Origin of the sequence: Cupriavidus phytohabitans, from assembly GCF_017815025.1 — a bacterium.
Lineage (GTDB): Bacteria > Pseudomonadota > Gammaproteobacteria > Burkholderiales > Burkholderiaceae > Cupriavidus.
Map to the genome: position 1 here is coordinate 124100 of NZ_JAGIQB010000003.1, position 17957 is coordinate 142056.

A 17957-nucleotide genomic window follows, 5' to 3' on the forward strand; every position below is an offset into this window, starting at 1 on the left:
CTTTCCCTCGCCGGCAGGCGGGATTTGCACCAATGCGCCCGACCCGCATCCCCACTTCCCGATTCCCTGATTCCCCGCGCGACTCAGTCGGCCTCGTGGTTGCCTTCGCCCAGCAGGTGGTACAGCAGGATGCAGCCAAAGGTGGCGGTGCCGATGCCACCCAGCGTCATGCCGCCCAGCTTCAGCGTCAGGTCGCCCGCGGCCACCGTCAGCGTGGCGCCGACCGTGATCAGGTTGCGCGAACTGGAGAAATCCACCTTATTCTGCACCCAGATCCGGCCCGCGGTCGCGGCAATCAGGCCGAACACCACGATGGTCAGGCCGCCGATCACCGGTCCCGGGATGGTCAGGATCAGCGCGCCGAACTTGGGCGAAAAGCCCAGCACGATGGCCACCGCCGCCGCCACCACGAAGATCAGCGTGGAGTAGATCTTGGTGACCGCCATCACACCCATGTTTTCGGCATAGGTGGTCACGCCGGTGCCGCCGCCACTGGCCGACAGCATGGTCGCGATGCCGTCGCCGATAAACGCGCGGCCGATATACGGATCGAGGTTACGGCCCGTCATCACGCCAATGGCCTTGATGTGGCCGAGGTTCTCTGCCACCAGCACGATCGCCACCGGGGCGATCAGCAGCATGGCGCTGACCTCGAACGCCGGTGCGGTGAACGCAGGCAGCCCGAACCAGCTGGCCGCGGCAACGCTGGAGAAGTCGATCGGCTTGCCCAGTCCCATCACGTTGGTGCCCACGTAGTAGGCAACGTACCCCACCAGCCCGCCGATCAGCACCGGCAGGCGGCCGAGCATGCCTGGCGCGCGCACTGCGACCAGGCCCACGGCCAGCACCGTCAGCAGGCCCACCCAGGTGTCAAGCGAAGAGCCGCTGACCGCCTTGACCGCGACCGGCGCCAGGTTCAGCCCGATGGCCGCGACGATCGCGCCGGTGACCACCGGCGGCATCAGCTTTTCCACCCAGGCGTAGCCCACGGCCTGCACCACCAGGCCGATCAGCGTGTAGAGCGCGCCCGCTGCAATGATGCCGCCCAGTGCCACCGGGATATTGAGGTTGGGGCCGCTGCCGGCATAGCCTGTGGCAGCGATCACCACGGCGATGAAGGCAAAGCTCGAACCAAGGTAGCTGGGCACCCGGCCGCGCACGCACAGAAAAAAGATCAGCGTGCCGATACCGGAAAACAGGATGGCGATATTGGGATTGAAGCCCATCAGGATCGGCGCGATGGCGGTCGAGCCGAACATCGCCACCACGTGCTGGATGCCGGCCAGCAGCGTCTGCCCGGCCGGCAGCCGTTCGTCGGGCCCGATTACCCCTTCGGTCTTGAGCCGCCATTTCGGCAGGAAACCCGCGTCCTCGCCATTCGCCATGTGTTGTGCTCCCTGTGTCCGGGCGGGCCGCTGCGTCAGCGGCCGCCGCGATTGTGGTTGGTGATCGCCGCCAACCGGCTGCATATTGCCGGTCGGCGCGCGCGCGCGGCAGATCCTGCCGGCGCGGCGTCCGCATGATACTCCGCAGCCAGATGGCTGCGAAGCTGCACAGGTGTAGCACGAGACGTACCAGCAAGGACGAGCCCGGGCGCATCCGGACCAGGCACAGGGCGACAGGCTCCGCCTGCTGCTTCAGCGAGCTGCCTTGGCGGCTGCGGCTGGCGGTGCGGCTGCCGCCTTGCCGGGCTTGGCCGCGGTGGCCGCGGGGGCCGCAGTGGCCGGCGCAGCGGCGGCGGCGGCGCCGAACACCAGCCCCCCTTCCTGCAACCTGGCCACGGACTTCGGGCCCACCCCGCTGACGCGCTCGGCAAGATCGGCGGCATCCTTGTACGGGCCGCGCTTGTTGCGCTCATCGACGATATTGCGTGCGGTGGCGGGGCCAACGCCCTTGACCGAAGTCAGCGCGGCCTCGTCGGCCGTATTGACGTCGATGGCGGCATGCGCCGCGCCGCCCGCGCACAGGCACATCGCAGCCAGCAGGAAAAAACGACGGACGAGTTGCCAGACCCAATGCTTGAACATGAAAGCTCCTTTGCTGTGGATGGTGTGAAGTACCACCCCGCCACTGCGGCGAGGCCAGCTCAGGATAGGTTCAGCGCGCCACGGCAGCGCGTACGGCAACACAAATTGACACCGTCCGCACGAAAACGTGTCGGCCGGTCATTGGAATCGCGGTATTACGGGTGCCAGCGTCAGCCGTTGCGCTCGATCAGCCAGCGGCAGTAGCGCGCCACGCCTTCCTCGACCGTCAGGAACCGCTCGTTGTAGCCGGCGCCGCGCAGCTTCGACACATCGGACTGCGTAAAGCACTGGTATTTGCCGCGCAGCGCGTCCGGGAACTTGACGTACTCGACCAGGCCTTCCTGCGCCAGCTCTTCCAGCGACAGCCGCGGCTTGCCTTCCGCCTCGCGCAGCGTGTTGACCACGGTAACGGCGATGTCGTTGAACGGCTGTGCCCGGCCGGTGCCCAGGTTGAAGATGCCGGACTTCTCCGGATGGTCCAGAAAGTACAGGTTGACCTTGACCACGTCCTCGACCGAGATGAAGTCGCGGCTCTGCATGCCGGGACCATAGCCGCCGTACTCGCCGAACAGCTTCACGGTGCCGTCGGCGCGGAACTGGTTGAAATTGTGGAAGGCCACCGAAGCCATGCGGCCCTTGTGGTTCTCGCGCGGACCATACACATTGAAATAGCGGAAGCCCACGACCTGCGACAGCGCCGACGGCAACCTGCGCCGCACGATCTGGTCGAACAGGAACTTGGAGTAGCCGTACACGTTCAGCGGACGCTCGAACTCGCGGTCCTCGCGGAACACCTGCGAGGCGCCGTAGGTCGCGGCCGATGAGGCATAGAGGAATTGCGCGCCCTGCTCCAGGCAGCCTTCCATCAGCGACAGCGTGTAGCGGTAATTGTTCTCCATCATGTAGCGCCCGTCGCTCTCCATGGTGTCGGAGCAGGCGCCTTCGTGGAACACCGCGCGGACCTTGCCGAACTGCCCCTTGGCAAAGCGCTCGAGGAAGTCCTCCTTGTCCAGGTAGTCGGAGATCTCGCAGTCGACGAGGTTGTGGAACTTGTCGGCGCGGGTCAGGTTGTCGACGGCGATGACATTGGTCTCGCCCCGGTCGTTCAGGCCCTTGACAAGGTTGCTGCCGATAAAGCCGGCGGCGCCGGTCACGATGATGGTCATGGTCGCTTCAGTAATGGGCGCCGCGCGTCACGGGGCGGCGCCGAACAATTCGGGGTAGGTGACGACGGCGGTGCCGAGCTTGCCGACCACGATGCCGCCGGCGCGGTTGGCATGCTGGACGGCTTCCTTGAGCGGCACGCCGGCGCCGAGCATGGTGGCCAGCGTGGCGATCACGGTATCGCCGGCACCCGATACATCATAGACCTCGCGCGCCTGGGCCGACACGTGCAGCACTTCGGCTTCCGTGTAGAGCGTCATGCCCTCTTCCGAGCGCGTCAGCAGCAGCGCTTCGAGCTGCAGCTCGCGGCGCAGGTTCTGGGCGCGGATGGTGAGGTCGGCCTCGGTCTTCCAGGCGCCGACCACGGCACGCATCTCGGAGCGGTTGGGAGTGATCAGCGTGGCGCCGCGGTAACGCGAGTAGTCGTCGCCCTTGGGGTCGATCAGCACCTTGCGGCCGGCCGCGCGGCCGGCGTCAATCATGCGGGAGACGTGCGTCAGGCCGCCCTTGCCGTAGTCGGACAGCACCAGCACCTGGTAGTCGTTGATCAGGCCCTGGAACCGGTCCTGTACCGCGGCCAGCACTTCGTGCGCCGGGGCGTTCTCGAAGTCCACGCGCAGCAACTGCTGCTGGTGGGCGACCACGCGCAGCTTGATGGTGGTGTTCAGCTTGGGATCGCGGTGCAGGTAGGGCTCGACGCGGCTCTCGGCCAGCAGCGCCTCCAGCGTGCGCGCCGGCTCGTCGTCGCCGACCACGCCCAGCATGCCCACGCGCGCGCCCAGCGCGGCGGCGTTGCGCGCCACGTTGGCGGCGCCGCCCAGGCGCTCGTCGCTGCGCTTGACCTGCACCACCGGCACCGGGGCTTCCGGCGAAATGCGTTCGACGTCGCCGAACCAGTAGCGGTCCAGCATCATGTCGCCGACCACCAGGATATGAGACTGCCGGATCTGTTCCTGCGGGATGGTCTTGTTCATGAAGATCCTTGGCGATTGCGAGGCAGCCAGCGCCGCCTCGTCAGCATGTCAGTTGATCAGTCGTTGACCCGTGCACGCTCTATTTGTTCGCGAAGTCGTGCGCCGCCTGTTGATCCGGGCCGGGCCGGGCGGCCGATGGCGTGGTACTCGACGCCGCTCTCGGCCATGGCCTGGGGCTCATACAGGTTGCGCCCGTCGAAGATCACCGGCGTCTTCAGCCGCCGCTTGATCTGGCCGAAGTCCGGACTGCGGAATACCTTCCATTCGGTCACGATGACCAGCGCATCGGCGCCGTCCAGCGCATCCATCTGGTTGTCGTGGAAGCTGACGCGCGCCATGGCCTCAGGCAGGTCGGACAGGTCAGACTCCAGCGCGCGGCGTGCTTCCGCCATCGATACCGGGTCGTGCACGCGCAGTGACGCGCCGCGCGACACCAGTTCCCGCGCCAGGATCCGCGACGGCGCCTCGCGCATATCGTCGGTATTGGGCTTGAATGCCAGCCCCCAGATAGCAAAGGAGCGGCCGGCAAGGTCATCGCCGAAGCGGCGCACGATCTTCTCGCCCAGCACGCGCTTCTGCGCGCCATTGACGGCCTCCACCGCCTCGAGCACGCGCATCGGCTTGCCATGGTCGGCCGCGGTGCGCATCAGCGCCTGCACGTCCTTGGGAAAGCACGAACCGCCGTATCCCGCGCCGGCATACAGGAAACTGTAGCCGATACGCGGATCGGAGCCGATACCCATGCGCACGAGTTCGATATCGGCGCCGACCTCGTCGGCCAGGTTGGCCAGTTCGTTCATGAACGAGATACGCGTGGCCAGCATCGAATTGGCCGCGTACTTGGTGAACTCGGCAGAGCGCACGTCCATGTAGAACGTACGCTCATGGTGCCGGTTGAACGGCGCGTACAGCGTGCGCATGGTGGCCTGCGCATGGCGGCCGGCAGCGTCCGGGTTGCAGCCCAGCACGATGCGGTCGGGGCGCATGAAGTCCTCGACGGCGGCGCCCTCCTTCAGGAACTCGGGGTTCGAAACCACCGAGAACTGCAGGTCTTCCAGCCCGCGCGCGGCCAGTTCCTCGCGGATCGCGGCAGTGACGCGGTCGCCCGTGCCCACCGGCACGGTGGATTTGTCGACCACGACCTTGAAGCCGGTCATGTGCCGGCCGATGTTGTGCGCCGCGGCCAGCACGTACTTCAGGTCGGCCGAGCCGTCTTCGTCCGGCGGCGTCCCGACCGCGATGAACTGCACGTCAGCATGCTCCACGCTGGCGGCGACGTCGGTCGAAAAGACCAGGCGTCCGGCGGCGCGGTTGCGCTGGATCAGTTCCTGCAGGCCCGGCTCGTAGATCGGCACGCCGCCCGCGTTGAGCAGCGCGATCTTCTTTTCGTCCAGGTCGAGGCAGAACACATCGTTGCCCAGCTCCGCCAGGCAAGCGCCGGTGACGAGGCCGACATAGCCGCTGCCGATAATGGTAACTTTCATGGCTTCAGATCAGATTCTGTAGTGCTGCGCGCCGGGCTCAGCCCAGCGTCTCGGAACGCCGCGGCGCGTAGGTTTCCCAGCGATTGCAGCCCGGGCATTGCCAGTAAAACAGGCGGGCGCGGAAACCGCATTCACGGCAGGTGTAGCGCGCCAGGTTGCGCGTGCGCGCCTGCAGCAGGTCGCGGATCGCGCCGGTTTCCTGATCGCGGTCGCCGGCGCCGTCCTCGGCGGGGACATCGGCACCGGCCGGCACTTCGGCCGAGGTCACGGCGGCCTGCGCCTCGAAGTACTTTGTCAGCGCCAGCAGCGTGGGCTGGCGCCGCAATTGCTCGCGCATCAGGCGCGCCGCGGCTTCGGGGCCGTTCGTTTCAAGCTCGGACTTGTATGCAGTGTCGAGCAGTTCCGGTGCGAGCTTGCCCTTGAGCAGGCCGTGCAGCCACTCCAGCGCCGTGCCTTCCTGCTGCAGGCTGGCATAGGCCTTGACCACGCGATCGGCGACCAGCGGCAGGTAGGAGGCGTCCTGTCGTTCGATGCCCAGCCAGTGGCCGAGCGCCGCGCGTGCATCGCCGGAGGCCGCCGCCACGTCACCCAGCAGGATAGGGGCACGCACATTGGCCGGATTTTCCGCGATGGCCTGGTTCAGCCATTTCACCGCATCCTCGGGACGCTTGCGCTGCAGCGCGTCCTGCGCCAGTTCGCAGCAGAACTGGGCGATCTGCAGGCTGTAGCTCTTCTGCTCCAGCGTCTGCAGCTCGCGCGCGGCGTCGATGGCCTTTTGCCACTCCTTCTCGACCTCATACAGCTCGAGCAGCACGCGCTTGGCCGAGGCTGCATACGGGCCGGACATCAGCCGGCGCAGCGACTCCTCGGCGCGGTCCAGCAGGCCGGCGCGCAGGAAGTCCTGGCCAAGCTCGTAGAGCGCATGTTCGCGCTCCGGCTCGGGCAGGTCGGGACGGGTCGCCAGGTTCTGGTGCACGCGGATGGCGCGCTCGGTTTCGCCGCGGCGGCGGAACAGCGCGCCGAGGGCAAAGTGGAGTTCGGTGGTTTCGGGATCAAGGCGGGCCACCTCGATAAAGGCGTCGATGGCCTTGTCGGGTTGCTCGTTGAGCAGGAAATTGAGGCCCTTGAAATAAGAACGCGGCAGCGCGCCCTGCTCGCTGATGAGTTGCCGCACGTCGAAGCGCGCCGCCATCCAGCCAAGGCCAAAGACAAGTGGCAGCGCCAGCAACCACCAGGTTTCAAACATCATGGATCAGACTTTCGGGCCGACTACGTTGTAAGGGACCGGCTTGGCGTCGCGCGGCGTGGCCGTGCTTGCAGCCGCCGGCTGCGGCGATGCGGATGCGGCGGCCGCCTGCGCTTGCGTCAGCGCGCGGCGCAGCCTGGCGACCTCCATCCGCTGGCGCATCAGGCCAGGTGCCGCCGAGGCCAGCGCCGCGACCGCGCCAAGCACGAAGGCGGCGAACAGGATAAGAATTAGCGGGGCGTGCCAGACGGCGTTGAAAAACAGCTGCAGCGAAGCGTCAGCGGTATTGCGCAGCGCCAGCACGAACAGCAGCACGAATACGACGATACGGACGATCCAGGCGAACAGTTTCATGCAGGTAGGCAGCTTGGCAGCGTGACGTTTAGGCGGCGCCGGCGCATGTGCGCGGGCCGGCAATGACCCCGGCATTGTAACGGAATCACTTCGTCGATTCGGTAACGCGGCGGTTACGGGAGGCTAACGCGCGCAGCGCTGCGGGCGCTGACACGTATTGTGCGGCGATGCCTCGCCGGCCCCCAGCAACGCGGGCCAGCAAGCGCAGAACAAAAAAAGCGCCCCGAAGGGCGCTTTTTTTTGACTTACCAGTCAACTGGGCAGGCAGGCGATGCTCAGGAGCGGACCAGGTTCAGTCCACCCTCGTGCAGCGCCGCCGGAGCGGCGCCAGGGCCTGCCTTGCCCGGCACGGCCTGGGCCGTGCCGACGGAATGGCCGTTGCCATTGACGCCCGCAGGCGCCGGCTGGCTGCGGTCAACCCGTTCGCGCAACTCCTTGCCCGCCTTGAAGTGCGGTACCCGTTTCTCAGGTACCAGCACCCGTTCGCCGGACTTGGGATTGCGCCCCACGCGAGGCGGACGCTTGTTCAGACCAAAACTGCCGAATCCGCGGATCTCGATGCGATGGCCATCGGCCAGCGCATCGGACATCGCGTCGAGTATCGTTTTGACCGAGATGTCCGCATCCCGCAGCAGCAGCTGGGGGAAGCGGGCAGCCAGTTTTTCGACGAGCTCCGACTTGGTCATGGGCATTCGCGCAAGCGCGGGGGCCTGCGATTACTGGTTGTCCTGGCCGAGCTTGGCCTTCAGCAGGGCGCCGAGGTTGGTCGTGCCAGCCGTGCCGGTGTCAGCCTGGAACTTCTGCATCGCTTCCTGCTGCTCTGCGCTGTCCTTGGCCTTGATCGACAGGTTGATGTTGCGCGACTTGCGGTCGACGTTCACCACCAGGGCGGTGATCTGCTCGCCTTCCTTCAGCACGTTGCGGGCGTCTTCCACGCGGTCAGCGGAGATTTCCGATGCACGCAGGTAGCCTTCCACGTCGTCAGCCAGCTGGACCACGGCGCCCTTGGCGTCAACGGCCTTGATGGTGCCGGTAACGAGCGAGCCCTTGTCGTTGGCCGAGATGAAGTTGTTGAACGGATCGCCCGACAGCTGCTTGATACCCAGCGAAATGCGTTCCTTGTCGACGTCGATGCCCAGAACCACGGCTTCGACTTCGTCGCCCTTCTTGTACTTGCGCACGGCCTCTTCGCCGGACTCTTGCCAGGACAGGTCGGACAGGTGCACCAGGCCGTCGATGCCACCAGGCAGGCCGATGAACACGCCGAAGTCGGTGATCGACTTGATCTGGCCGCTCAGCTTGTCGCCCTTCTTGTGGTTACGCGAGAAATCGTCCCACGGGTTGGCCTTGCACTGCTTCATGCCCAGGCTGATACGACGCTTGTCTTCGTCGATATCCAGGACCATGACTTCCACTTCGTCGCCCAGCTGGACAACCTTGGACGGGGCAACGTTCTTGTTGGTCCAGTCCATTTCCGACACGTGCACCAGGCCTTCGATGCCGGCTTCGATCTCGACGAACGCGCCGTAGTCGGTCAGGTTGGTCACCTTGCCGAACAGGCGGGTGCCTTGCGGGTAGCGGCGCGAGATGCCGACCCACGGATCTTCGCCCAGCTGCTTCACGCCCAGCGAGACGCGGTTCTTTTCCTGGTCGAACTTGAGGATCTTGGCGGTGATTTCCTGGCCAACCGACAGCACTTCGCTCGGGTGGCGGACACGGCGCCAGGCCAGGTCGGTGATGTGCAGCAGGCCGTCGATACCGCCCAGGTCAACGAACGCACCGTAGTCGGTGATGTTCTTGACGATACCGTTGACGATGGCGCCTTCCTTCAGGGTTTCCATCAGCTTCTGGCGCTCTTCGCCCAGCGTGGCTTCGACCACGGCACGGCGCGACAGCACAACGTTGTTGCGCTTGCGGTCCAGCTTGATGACCTTGAATTCCAGGGTCTTGCCTTCGTACGGGGTGGTGTCCTTGATCGGACGCACGTCAACCAGCGAGCCCGGCAGGAACGCGCGGATGCCGTTGACCATGACGGTCAGGCCGCCCTTGACCTTGCCGGTCACGGTACCCGAGATGATCTCGCCGTCTTCCAGCGCCTTCTCGAGGTTCAGCCACGATGCCAGGCGCTTGGCCTTGTCGCGGGACAGGATAGTGTCGCCATAGCCGTTCTCGAGTGCGTCGATGGCTACGGAGACGTAGTCGCCGGCCTGCACTTCGAGTTCGCCCTGGTCGTTCAGGAACTCCTCCACCGGCACAAATGCCTCGGACTTGAGGCCGGCGTTGACGACCACGAAGTTGTGGTCGATGCGCACGACTTCAGCGGAGATCACTTCGCCAGCCTTCATATTGGAGCGGGCGATCGATTCCTCGAACAGTGCGGCAAAGGATTCGTTAGTTTGCAGGTCGGACATAAACGTAAGGTGAAATCCGCAGTACGCTGGCCGGCGCGACTATCGCGCTCAGTCTGCCAGTGCAGCGGGGTCAGGTTTGACAAAAGCCAGCTTCGGGCCGGTCAGGCATGTCCGGGCTGGCGCCATCGGGTGCGGGCGAGGTCCGTTCGCTTGTCATGCGTCCGATGCATTCATGCACCGGACCGCACAGCGGCAAACCACTCCAGCACCTGCGCCACTGCCTGATCCACCGTCATGTCGGAGGTATCGAGCAGCTTTGCATCCTCGGCGGGACGCAGCGGTGCGGCCGCGCGGTTGCGATCCCGCGCGTCGCGCGCCTCAAGGTCACGCAAAAGGTCTTCGATATTAGCAGAAATTCCCTTATCAATCAATTGTTTATAGCGCCTGCGAGCACGCGCCTCGACACTTGCCGTCAGGAACACTTTCAGTTGGGCGTCCGGGAAGATCACGGTGCCCATGTCGCGGCCATCGGCGACCAGGCCGGGCAGCTTGCGGAAATCGCGCTGCAACTGCGTCAGCGCGTCGCGCACCGGCTGGTGCACGGCAATGGCCGAGGCGCGGTTGCCGATGGCCTCGGCCCGGATCGCCAGGCTGACTTCCTCGCCCTGCAGCCAGACCCGGTCAGGGCCGAACTTCACTTCGAGGCGGGAAGCGACCTTTGCAAGGGTGTCCACGTCGGCCAGGTCAACACCGGCGCGATCGCTTGCCAACGCCACCAGCCGGTACAGGGCCCCGCTGTCGAGCAGATGGAAGCCCACCGCATCGGCGACCTTGTGTGCAACCGTACCCTTGCCGGAAGCGGTCGGCCCGTCAATGGCGATGACGTTGACAATAGTCATTGGTTATGAAACTCAAAGAAACGATTTATTGTTAAGGCAACTGAGAATTATCATTTGATTCATGGCGCTTTGCCGCATTGCGGTGCGCACCCTCCAGTTTTCGATCGCGAGGCAATCTACCATGGCAAAAACCCTGACGTTCGGCATCATGCACCTCGGCATCGCTTTCAGCGTGACGTATGCGCTGACCGGCAGCATTGCCATCAGCGGCGCCGTCACGTTCATCGAACCGGCCGTCAATACCGTGGCCCACTACTTCTTCGATCGCTACTGGGAACGGCGCGAGCGCCGCCACGCGGCCGCCGTCCCTGCAGCAACCAGCACCCCGGCAACGCCCGGTGATCTGGTCAGCGCGTAACGCCGGCAAAGACGCTGAAGTAGTCCGGGAACGTCTTTGCCACGCAGCCTGGGTCATTGATCCGCACTGGCAGCGGTCCAAATGCGGCCAGCGAGAAACACATCGCCATGCGATGGTCATCATAGGTGCCAATGCCGTCGGCCGGGGTCTGCCAGGCGGGCGGCGGCGTCACACGCAGATAGTCCGCCCCTTCTTCCACGACTGCGCCCAGCTTGCGCAGTTCCGTTGCCATCGCGGCGATCCGGTCGGTTTCCTTGACGCGCCAGCTGGCGATATTGGTCAGTGTCGTGGTGCCTTCGGCAAACAGCGCCGCCACCGCCAGCGTCATTGCCGCATCCGGGATATGGTTGCAGTCCAGCTCGATGCCGTGCAGGCGGCCGTCTTCGCGTTCCGTACCGCGCACTTCGATCCAGTTCTCGCCGGCCATGATGTTGGCGCCCATGCGGTTGAGCGCATCGGCAAAGCGCACGTCGCCCTGGATGCTGGACATGCCCACGCCCTCGACCCGCACCGGCCCGCCGCCGATTGCGCCGGCCGCCAGGAAATACGATGCCGAGGAGGCATCGCCCTCCACATAAATCTCGCCGGGCGACATGTAGGCCGCGCCCGCGGGCAGCACGAAGCGCTCCCAGCCCTGCCGCTCGACCTGGATGCCGAAGCGCGCGAGCAGGTTCAGCGTGATCTCGATATAGGGCTTGGAGATCAGCTCGCCCACCACCTCGATCTCGATCCGGCCGCTGTTGCTTTGCGCCATCGGCAGGCTCATCAGCAACGCGGTCAGGAACTGGCTCGATACATCGCCGCGCACGCGGATCGGCGCGTCGATGCGGATGCCGGCCGGCTGGATATGCAGCGGCGGGAAGCCTTCGTTGCCGAGGTAGTCGATCACCGCGCCGACCTGGCGGAGGCCGTCGACCAGGTCGCCGATCGGGCGCTCGTGCATGCGCGGCACGCCCGACAGCTTGTAGCTGCCTCCCTGCAGCGCCAGCGCTGCCGTCAGCGGGCGGATCGCCGTGCCGGCATTGCCCATGAACAGCTCGGCCGATTTGTTCGGGAAATTCCCGCCGGCGCCGGTGACGATGTAGTCGGCGCCGTCCTGCCGCCATACCACGCCCAGCGTGCGCAGCGCCTGCAGCATCACGCGGGTGTCGTCGGAATCGAGCAGGTCGCGCACGCGGGTTTCGCCGCTGGCCAGCGCGGCCAGCAGCAGCACGCGGTTGGAGATGCTCTTCGAGCCCGGCAGCCGCACGGTGCCGGTGGCGCGGGTCAGGGGGCCTAGCGTCAGGTGTTCCATGGTCTCGGAGGGCGCCGGGGCGCCGCGGTAAGGCAAATTCAGCGATTCAGTCGCGGCGCGGCAGCGTGCCGCGCCCGCGCTGTCTTGTGGTTCGATACTACGGTTCTACGGTTCGATATGGTTGTTGCCCGCGGCGCGTTCTGCGCCCCAGGCCAGCCGGGTCTTGCTGGCGCGCGTGAAGATGCGTTCGAGCGCGTCGCCGTCGCCCTTCTCGATCTGTGTCTTCAGGTGCGCGAGCACCGACTGGTAGGTATTGAGTTCGCGCAACAACGCATCACGGTTGGCCACGCAGATGTCGCGCCACATTTCCGGCGACGACGCCGCGATGCGCGTGAAATCGCGAAAGCCGCCACCGGCGAAATCCAGTTTCAACTCGGCGTCTTCGGCATTGGCCACCTGCGCCACCAGCGCGTACGACAGCACGTGCGGCAAGTGGCTGACCGACGCGAACACCGCGTCGTGCTGCACCGCCGACATCACGTGGCATTGCGCGCCGGCGCTTTCCCACATCGCGCGGACGGCAGCGACATCATCGCGAGAATTCTCCTGCAATGGGCACAGCACGGTCTTCTTGCCGACGTAGAGGTCGGGGAGCGCCGCTTCCACGCCGTTGAGTTCGCGCCCGGCGATCGGGTGTGCCGGCACGAACTGCGCGGCCTTGTCGCCCAGCGCGGTCTTGGCCGCCATGATCACGTCGGACTTGGTGCTGCCCGCGTCGGTGACGATGGTGCCGGGCTGCAGGTGCGGCTCGAGCGCATGCAGCAGCGCGAAATTCTGCGCCACTGGCGTGCACAGCACGATCACGCTGGCGCCACGAGCAGCATCGGCCAGCGTCGCCGCTTCGTCGATCACGCCAAGGTCCAGCGCCTTCTGCAACGACGCGGGCGACCGGCCCACGCCGACCACCGTGCCCGCCACGCCGGCGCGCTTGAGCGCCAGCGCGAGCGAGCCGCCGATCAGGCCGACGCCGACAATGACAACACGGGAAAAATGCAAAGCACTCACGATTTCAGGCCCGACGGGCAGTGGCTCGGCCGGGCCGAGCGATAGCAAAAAGGCACGGCGCCGGGCACACCGGCCCGGCGCGAAACGCCGCGATTGTAGCGGGGCTCAAGAACCCGTTTCATAATGAAAAAGAGGCGCGAAGGCTGCTGCCGGGCCGCAGGGCTAGGCGTGGCCGACGCGGCGTGGTTATTCCACGCAAGGAGGCCACAACAACGCCATGCGGCCCGGCAGCAGCCTTCCCTTCGGGTTCAGGCCAGGCGCGGCGCATGCGTTGTTGCGGGCCTTGACCTTGGAATAACCAAGGCCGGCGGCCCACGCCTAGCCTGCGCCGCGCCTGGCCTGAACGCGTCCCCTTTTTCATTATGAAACGGGTTCTAAGCCAGCGCCCGCTCCAGTGCCGCAATGAAGGCAGCGTTTTCCTCGGGCAGGCCGATGGTCACGCGCAGCCAGCGCGGCAGGTTGTAGTTACCCACCGGGCGCACGATCACGCCCTGCTTCAGCAAGGCCAGGTTGACGCGCGCACCGGCACCGTCGTCATCGCCGACGCGGACCAGCACGAAGTTGCCCGACGATGGCACGTATTCCAGCCCGAGACGATCGCAGGCCTCGACCAGCTGCGCCTTGCCCGCGCGGTTCAGCTCCGCGCTGCGGCGCAGGAACTCGGCATCTCCCAGCGCGGCAATCGCCGCTGCCTGCGCCACGCTGTTGACATTGAACGGCTGGCGGATGCGGTTGAGCAGATCGGTCAATGCCGGCTGCGCCACCGCATAGCCGATGCGCAGTCCCGCCAGGCCATACGCCTTGGAGAAGGTGCGCGAGACCATCAGGTTGGGATAGCGGCGCACCCACTCGATCGAATCGTATTGCTGATCGGCATCCAGGTATTCGTTGTAGGCCTCGTCCAGCACGACCACCACGTTTGGAGGCACCACCCGCAGGAAGGCTTCGATCTGCGCAGCCGGCAGGAAGGTGCCGGTGGGGTTGTTGGGGTTGGCGATAAAGACCAGCCGCGTATCCGGCGCGATCGCCGCACCCATGGCATCGAGATCGTGGCCATAGGCGCGCGCAGGGACTTCAATGGCCCGTGCGCCGATCTCCTGTGTCGCCAGCGCATAGACCGCGAACGAGTACTCGGCATAGACGATCGACTGGCCGGGCTCGACCAGCGCATGCGCCGCCAGCTCCAGAATATCATTGCTGCCGTTGCCGAGCGTGAGCCAGTCGTCCGGCACGCCGAAACGCGCCGACAACGCGGCCTTCAGCGCAAAGCAGTTCGAATCGGGGTAGCGTCCCAGCTCAGCCACAGCGGCAGCGACGGCGCGCTGCGCGGAGGCCGGCATGCCCAGCGGGTTCTCGTTGGAGGCAAGCTTGATAATGCCGGCCTCGTCCAGCCCGAACTCGCGCGCGACTTCCGAAATCGGCTTGCCGGCCACATACGGCGAGATCGCCCGCACATAGTCCGGCCCGAACACCGTGCCGCCCTGCTTACCCTGCTCCGCCATCTCGTCTCCTTGCTACGGTTGCGCTGACCTTACTTGTTCACCTTACTTGCTCGACGGATACGAGCCCAGCACCTTCAGATAGGCCGCGTTGCGGCGCAGTTCGTCGATGGCACGCGCCACCGCCGGCTCATTTTGGTGCCCTTCGACGTCGACGTAGAAGTAGTACTCCCAGGCACCGCTGCGCGCCGGACGCGATTCGAAGCGGCACATCGACACGCCGTTCTCGGCCAGCGGCGCGAGCAGCTGGTACACCGCGCCGGCCTTGTTCGGCACCGACAGGATCAATGAGGTCTGGTCGCTGCCCGATGGCTCGGTCTCGTAGCGGCCGATCACGGCAAAACGCGTGCGGTTGTGCGGATCGTCCTGGATATGCGTGCGCACCAGGTGCAGGTGGTAGCGGTTGGCGGCGGATTCGCCGGCGATCGCCGCGACGGTCGGATCCTCGCTGGCCATGCGCGCCGCTTCGGCATTGCTCGATACCGCCTGGCGCTCCAGGTGCGGATAGTTGGCGGTCAGCCAGTGCTGGCACTGCGCCAGCGCCTGCGCGTGCGCGCGCACCACGGTCACGCCCTTCATGTCGGGCGTGGATGCCATCAGGTTGTGGTGAACCTTCAGCGCGATCTCGCCGCTGATCTTCAGCGACGTCTGCAGGAACAGATCGAGCGTGCGCGACACGGCGCCCTCGGTCGAATTTTCCACCGGCACCACGCCGTACTCGACAGTACCCGCCTCCACCGCGCGGAACACTTCGTCGATGCTGGGGCAAGGCACGCCGCTCACTTCATGGCCGAAGTGCGCAAACAGCGCCTGCTCGGAGAAGGTGCCGGCCGGGCCCAGGAAAGCGACCTCCAGCGGCTTCTCCAGCCCGCGGCAGGCGGACATCACCTCGCGCCAGATCGCTGCCACGCTCTCGCCCAGCAGCGGACCCGGGTTGGCGCCCTGCACCTTGCGGATGACCTGAAGTTCGCGCTCGGGGCGGAACACCGGCGCGCCATACTTTTTCTTGACCTCGCCGACCTCGAGCGCGAGCCTGGCGCGCTGGTTCAGCATGGCCAGCAGTTCGCGGTCCACCGTGTCGATCTGCTCGCGCAGCGGCGCCAGCTCGACCGACAGGTTGCGTTCGGCCTCGCTCTGGTGATTGCCGTTGGGCTGCGTCTCCTCGTGCGCAGGGGTGCTGTCTTGACTTGTCATTGTATGAATCCGGTGGGCCGCCGGGGCGCGGCGGCCGGGGAAAAACCTGTCCGCGACAGCCGCCGCGCGCAATGGCGCGCAGGCTGTGTCGCAGCTACGCACCTCAGGCCGAGGTGCGTTCGAACTCGCGCATGAAATCGATCAGCGCCGTCACGCCTTCCAGCGGCATCGCGTTGTAGATGCTGGCGCGCATGCCGCCCACGGTCTTGTGTCCCTTGAGCTGTACCAGGCCATTGGCGCGTGCCTGCGCCAGGAAAGCATCGTTGCGCGATTCGTCGCCGAGGAAGAACGGCACGTTCATGCGCGAACGGCAGCTCGGATCGATCTCGTTGCGGTAGAAGTCGCTCTGGTCCAGAAAATCGTACAGCGCGGTAGCCTTGGCGATGTTGCGCTGCTCGATTGCCGGAACGCCGCCCTGGCGCTTGAGCCATTTGAAGACCAGCCCGGCGATGTAGATGGCGTAAGTTGGCGGCGTGTTGTACATCGAGTTGTGCTCCGCCACCTGGCGCCAGTTGAATGCCGACGGGCACAGCGGATGCGCATGGCCAAGCAGGTCCTCGCGCACGATCACGATGGTGACCCCGGCCGGGCCGATGTTCTTCTGCGCGCCGCCGTAGACCACCTGCACGCGCGACCAGTCGATCGGGCGCGACAGGATATGGCTGGAGGCATCGGCCACCACCACGCGCTTGCCCTTGACCTGGCCGATATCGGGAATGTCCTGGAACTCCACGCCAACGATGGTCTCGTTGGTGCACAGGTGCACGTATGCGGCGTCATCCGACAGCTTCCAGTCGGCAACAGCGGGAATCCGGTGGAATTTTTCCGCCTCGTTGGACGCGGCGATATTGACCGCGCCGAAGCGGCGCGCTTCCTGCTCGGTCTTGATCGACCAGGTGCCGGTGACGACGAAATCGGCCTTGGGCTGCTCTGCATTGCGCAGCCGCATCAGGTTCAGCGGCACGATGCCGTTTTCGCCGATGGCCCCGCCCTGCAGGAACAGCACGCGGAAATTGTCGGGGATATGCAGCAGCTCGCGCAGGTCGGCGATGGCCTCGTTGTGGATGCCCTCGAACTCACGGCTGCGATGGCTCATTTCCATCACGGAAACCCCCGTCCCGCGCCATGACAGCATTTCCTCGGCAGCCTGCTGCAGCACTTCGGCCGGCAACATGGCCGGGCCCGGGGAGAAGTTGTAGACGCGTTCGGCCAATGCACGCTGCATCATGCCGGCAAGTGCGGGATTCTGGGGATCGTTCATGAGACGGGAAAAGGAAAAATGGCTGCCGGAGTTACCCAAGCAGCCATTATCCCTCAAACCTGCGCCCGGTTGGGCGCCCGGGGCCGGACCCCGGCGCCGCACCGGCCCGCGCGAGGCGGCCAAAACGGCGCACTGCGGCGCATTGCCTCAGTCCGGCCCGGCGGCGAAGATCACTTCGACGCGGCGGTGATTTCCTTCTCGGCGGCGTCGCGCATCGACTTGCCGACCTGCGGGCCGTACTTCTGCATCATCGAGCCCCAGATCTCCTGGGTCGCCTTGCCCTGGTTGGCCATGAACTTCTGGCCGGTCGGCGACTTCAGGAACGTGGTCAGGTCCTTCAGTTCCTGCGTGGAGTAGTACTTGCCGAAGGCGTCATAGTGGGCCTGGATGGCATCCTTGCGGAAACCGTCGGTATTGAATGCCGTGCCGGCGCCATCGACCATGCGCTGGACCGCGCCGTTCTTCTTCAGCTTTTCGACCGCGGCCTGCTTCTGCTTGTCGCTCAGGGTCTTGTTCTCGACCAGAACCTGCTCCAGCACCAGCGGGGCTTCCTGCTTGGCACCTTGCTGCCAGTTTTCTGCCTGGCCCTTGACGGCCTGGTCAGCCTGCATGACGGAAAGCAGTTCCTTGATGGCTGCCGTCTTTTCCGCGTCCTGTGCATGGGCATGCTGCGCCACCATGAAGGTCGGAACGAAAGCGGCCAGAACAGCGATACGTCGATAGGTTTTGAGCATTGTGACTCCCTGGTAAATACGTCCGTTTTAGTCCGGACAGCCGCAAGTCGAGTTCCGGCTGACGTCCTGTTGTTGCAACAATTTACGTTTTAACGCGCGATGGGGCCATTTGG

The 17957-nt window shown here is 65.5% G+C and carries 17 protein-coding genes; 1 reads left to right on the forward strand and 16 read right to left on the reverse strand.

Features of this window, described 5'->3' with window-relative positions; all coding sequences use genetic code 11:
* Positions 1–83: 83 nt before the first annotated feature.
* The 10 genes from J8I34_RS03050 to cmk all read right to left on the reverse strand — a co-directional run bounded on the left by J8I34_RS03050 (position 84) and on the right by cmk (position 10499).
* Positions 84–1385, reverse strand: a complete 1302-nt coding sequence (locus J8I34_RS03050) for a solute carrier family 23 protein (RefSeq protein ID WP_209805296.1) — start codon at positions 1383–1385, stop codon at positions 84–86.
* 252 nt (positions 1386–1637) lie between these two features.
* Positions 1638–2027 carry a ComEA family DNA-binding protein gene (locus J8I34_RS03055; protein WP_209805297.1) on the reverse strand — a complete coding sequence of 130 codons (390 nt, stop codon included), beginning with the start codon at positions 2025–2027 and terminating at the stop codon, positions 1638–1640.
* A gap of 170 nt (positions 2028–2197) precedes the next feature.
* Positions 2198–3193 carry an ADP-glyceromanno-heptose 6-epimerase gene (gene rfaD / locus J8I34_RS03060; RefSeq protein WP_029045704.1) on the reverse strand — a complete coding sequence of 332 codons (996 nt, stop codon included), beginning with the start codon at positions 3191–3193 and terminating at the stop codon, positions 2198–2200.
* 27 nt (positions 3194–3220) lie between these two features.
* Positions 3221–4165, reverse strand: a complete 945-nt coding sequence (gene rfaE1 / locus J8I34_RS03065; protein WP_051320359.1) for a D-glycero-beta-D-manno-heptose-7-phosphate kinase — start codon at positions 4163–4165, stop codon at positions 3221–3223.
* A gap of 56 nt (positions 4166–4221) precedes the next feature.
* A complete protein-coding gene (locus J8I34_RS03070; protein WP_245175738.1) occupies positions 4222–5649 on the reverse strand; it encodes a UDP-glucose dehydrogenase family protein in 1428 nt (475 codons plus the stop codon).
* A gap of 37 nt (positions 5650–5686) precedes the next feature.
* Complete coding sequence (gene lapB, locus J8I34_RS03075) at positions 5687–6898, reverse strand: lipopolysaccharide assembly protein LapB (RefSeq protein WP_029045706.1); 1212 nt, start codon at positions 6896–6898, stop codon at positions 5687–5689.
* Between the two features lie 3 nt (positions 6899–6901).
* Positions 6902–7249, reverse strand: a complete 348-nt coding sequence (locus J8I34_RS03080) for a LapA family protein (RefSeq protein WP_029045707.1) — start codon at positions 7247–7249, stop codon at positions 6902–6904.
* Between the two features lie 275 nt (positions 7250–7524).
* A complete protein-coding gene (locus J8I34_RS03085; RefSeq protein WP_029045708.1) occupies positions 7525–7935 on the reverse strand; it encodes an integration host factor subunit beta in 411 nt (136 codons plus the stop codon).
* A 30-nt stretch (positions 7936–7965) separates the two neighbouring features.
* A complete protein-coding gene (rpsA, locus tag J8I34_RS03090) occupies positions 7966–9660 on the reverse strand; it encodes a 30S ribosomal protein S1 (RefSeq protein WP_209773265.1) in 1695 nt (564 codons plus the stop codon).
* A 170-nt stretch (positions 9661–9830) separates the two neighbouring features.
* Positions 9831–10499: a (d)CMP kinase gene (gene cmk, locus J8I34_RS03095; RefSeq protein ID WP_209773268.1), complete on the reverse strand. Its 669-nt coding sequence runs from the start codon at positions 10497–10499 to the stop codon at positions 9831–9833.
* Positions 10500–10620: 121 nt separating this feature from the next.
* Between cmk and J8I34_RS03100 the strand changes: the two genes are divergently transcribed.
* Entirely contained in the window at positions 10621–10857 is a 237-nt protein-coding gene (locus tag J8I34_RS03100; protein WP_029045711.1) for a DUF2061 domain-containing protein, read from the forward strand.
* On the opposite strand, the gene aroA is transcribed toward J8I34_RS03100, so the two are convergent.
* From aroA to J8I34_RS03125, 6 genes are all read right to left on the reverse strand, one after another.
* Complete coding sequence (gene aroA / locus J8I34_RS34630) at positions 10847–12151, reverse strand: 3-phosphoshikimate 1-carboxyvinyltransferase (protein ID WP_245175739.1); 1305 nt, start codon at positions 12149–12151, stop codon at positions 10847–10849. The genes J8I34_RS03100 and aroA overlap by 11 nt on opposite strands.
* A gap of 105 nt (positions 12152–12256) precedes the next feature.
* Complete coding sequence (locus tag J8I34_RS34635; RefSeq protein WP_029045713.1) at positions 12257–13156, reverse strand: prephenate dehydrogenase; 900 nt, start codon at positions 13154–13156, stop codon at positions 12257–12259.
* A 374-nt stretch (positions 13157–13530) separates the two neighbouring features.
* Positions 13531–14658, reverse strand: coding sequence for a histidinol-phosphate transaminase (gene hisC / locus J8I34_RS03110; RefSeq protein WP_029045714.1), 1128 nt, complete (start codon positions 14656–14658; stop codon positions 13531–13533).
* Positions 14659–14700: 42 nt separating this feature from the next.
* On the reverse strand, positions 14701–15849 hold the full coding sequence (gene pheA / locus J8I34_RS03115; protein WP_029045715.1) for a prephenate dehydratase: 1149 nt from the start codon (positions 15847–15849) through the stop codon (positions 14701–14703).
* Between the two features lie 103 nt (positions 15850–15952).
* Positions 15953–17110, reverse strand: coding sequence for a 3-phosphoserine/phosphohydroxythreonine transaminase (gene serC, locus J8I34_RS03120; protein ID WP_035876948.1), 1158 nt, complete (start codon positions 17108–17110; stop codon positions 15953–15955).
* A 170-nt stretch (positions 17111–17280) separates the two neighbouring features.
* Positions 17281–17844, reverse strand: coding sequence for a DUF2059 domain-containing protein (locus tag J8I34_RS03125; RefSeq protein ID WP_029045717.1), 564 nt, complete (start codon positions 17842–17844; stop codon positions 17281–17283).
* Between the last annotated feature and the right edge of the window lie 113 nt (positions 17845–17957).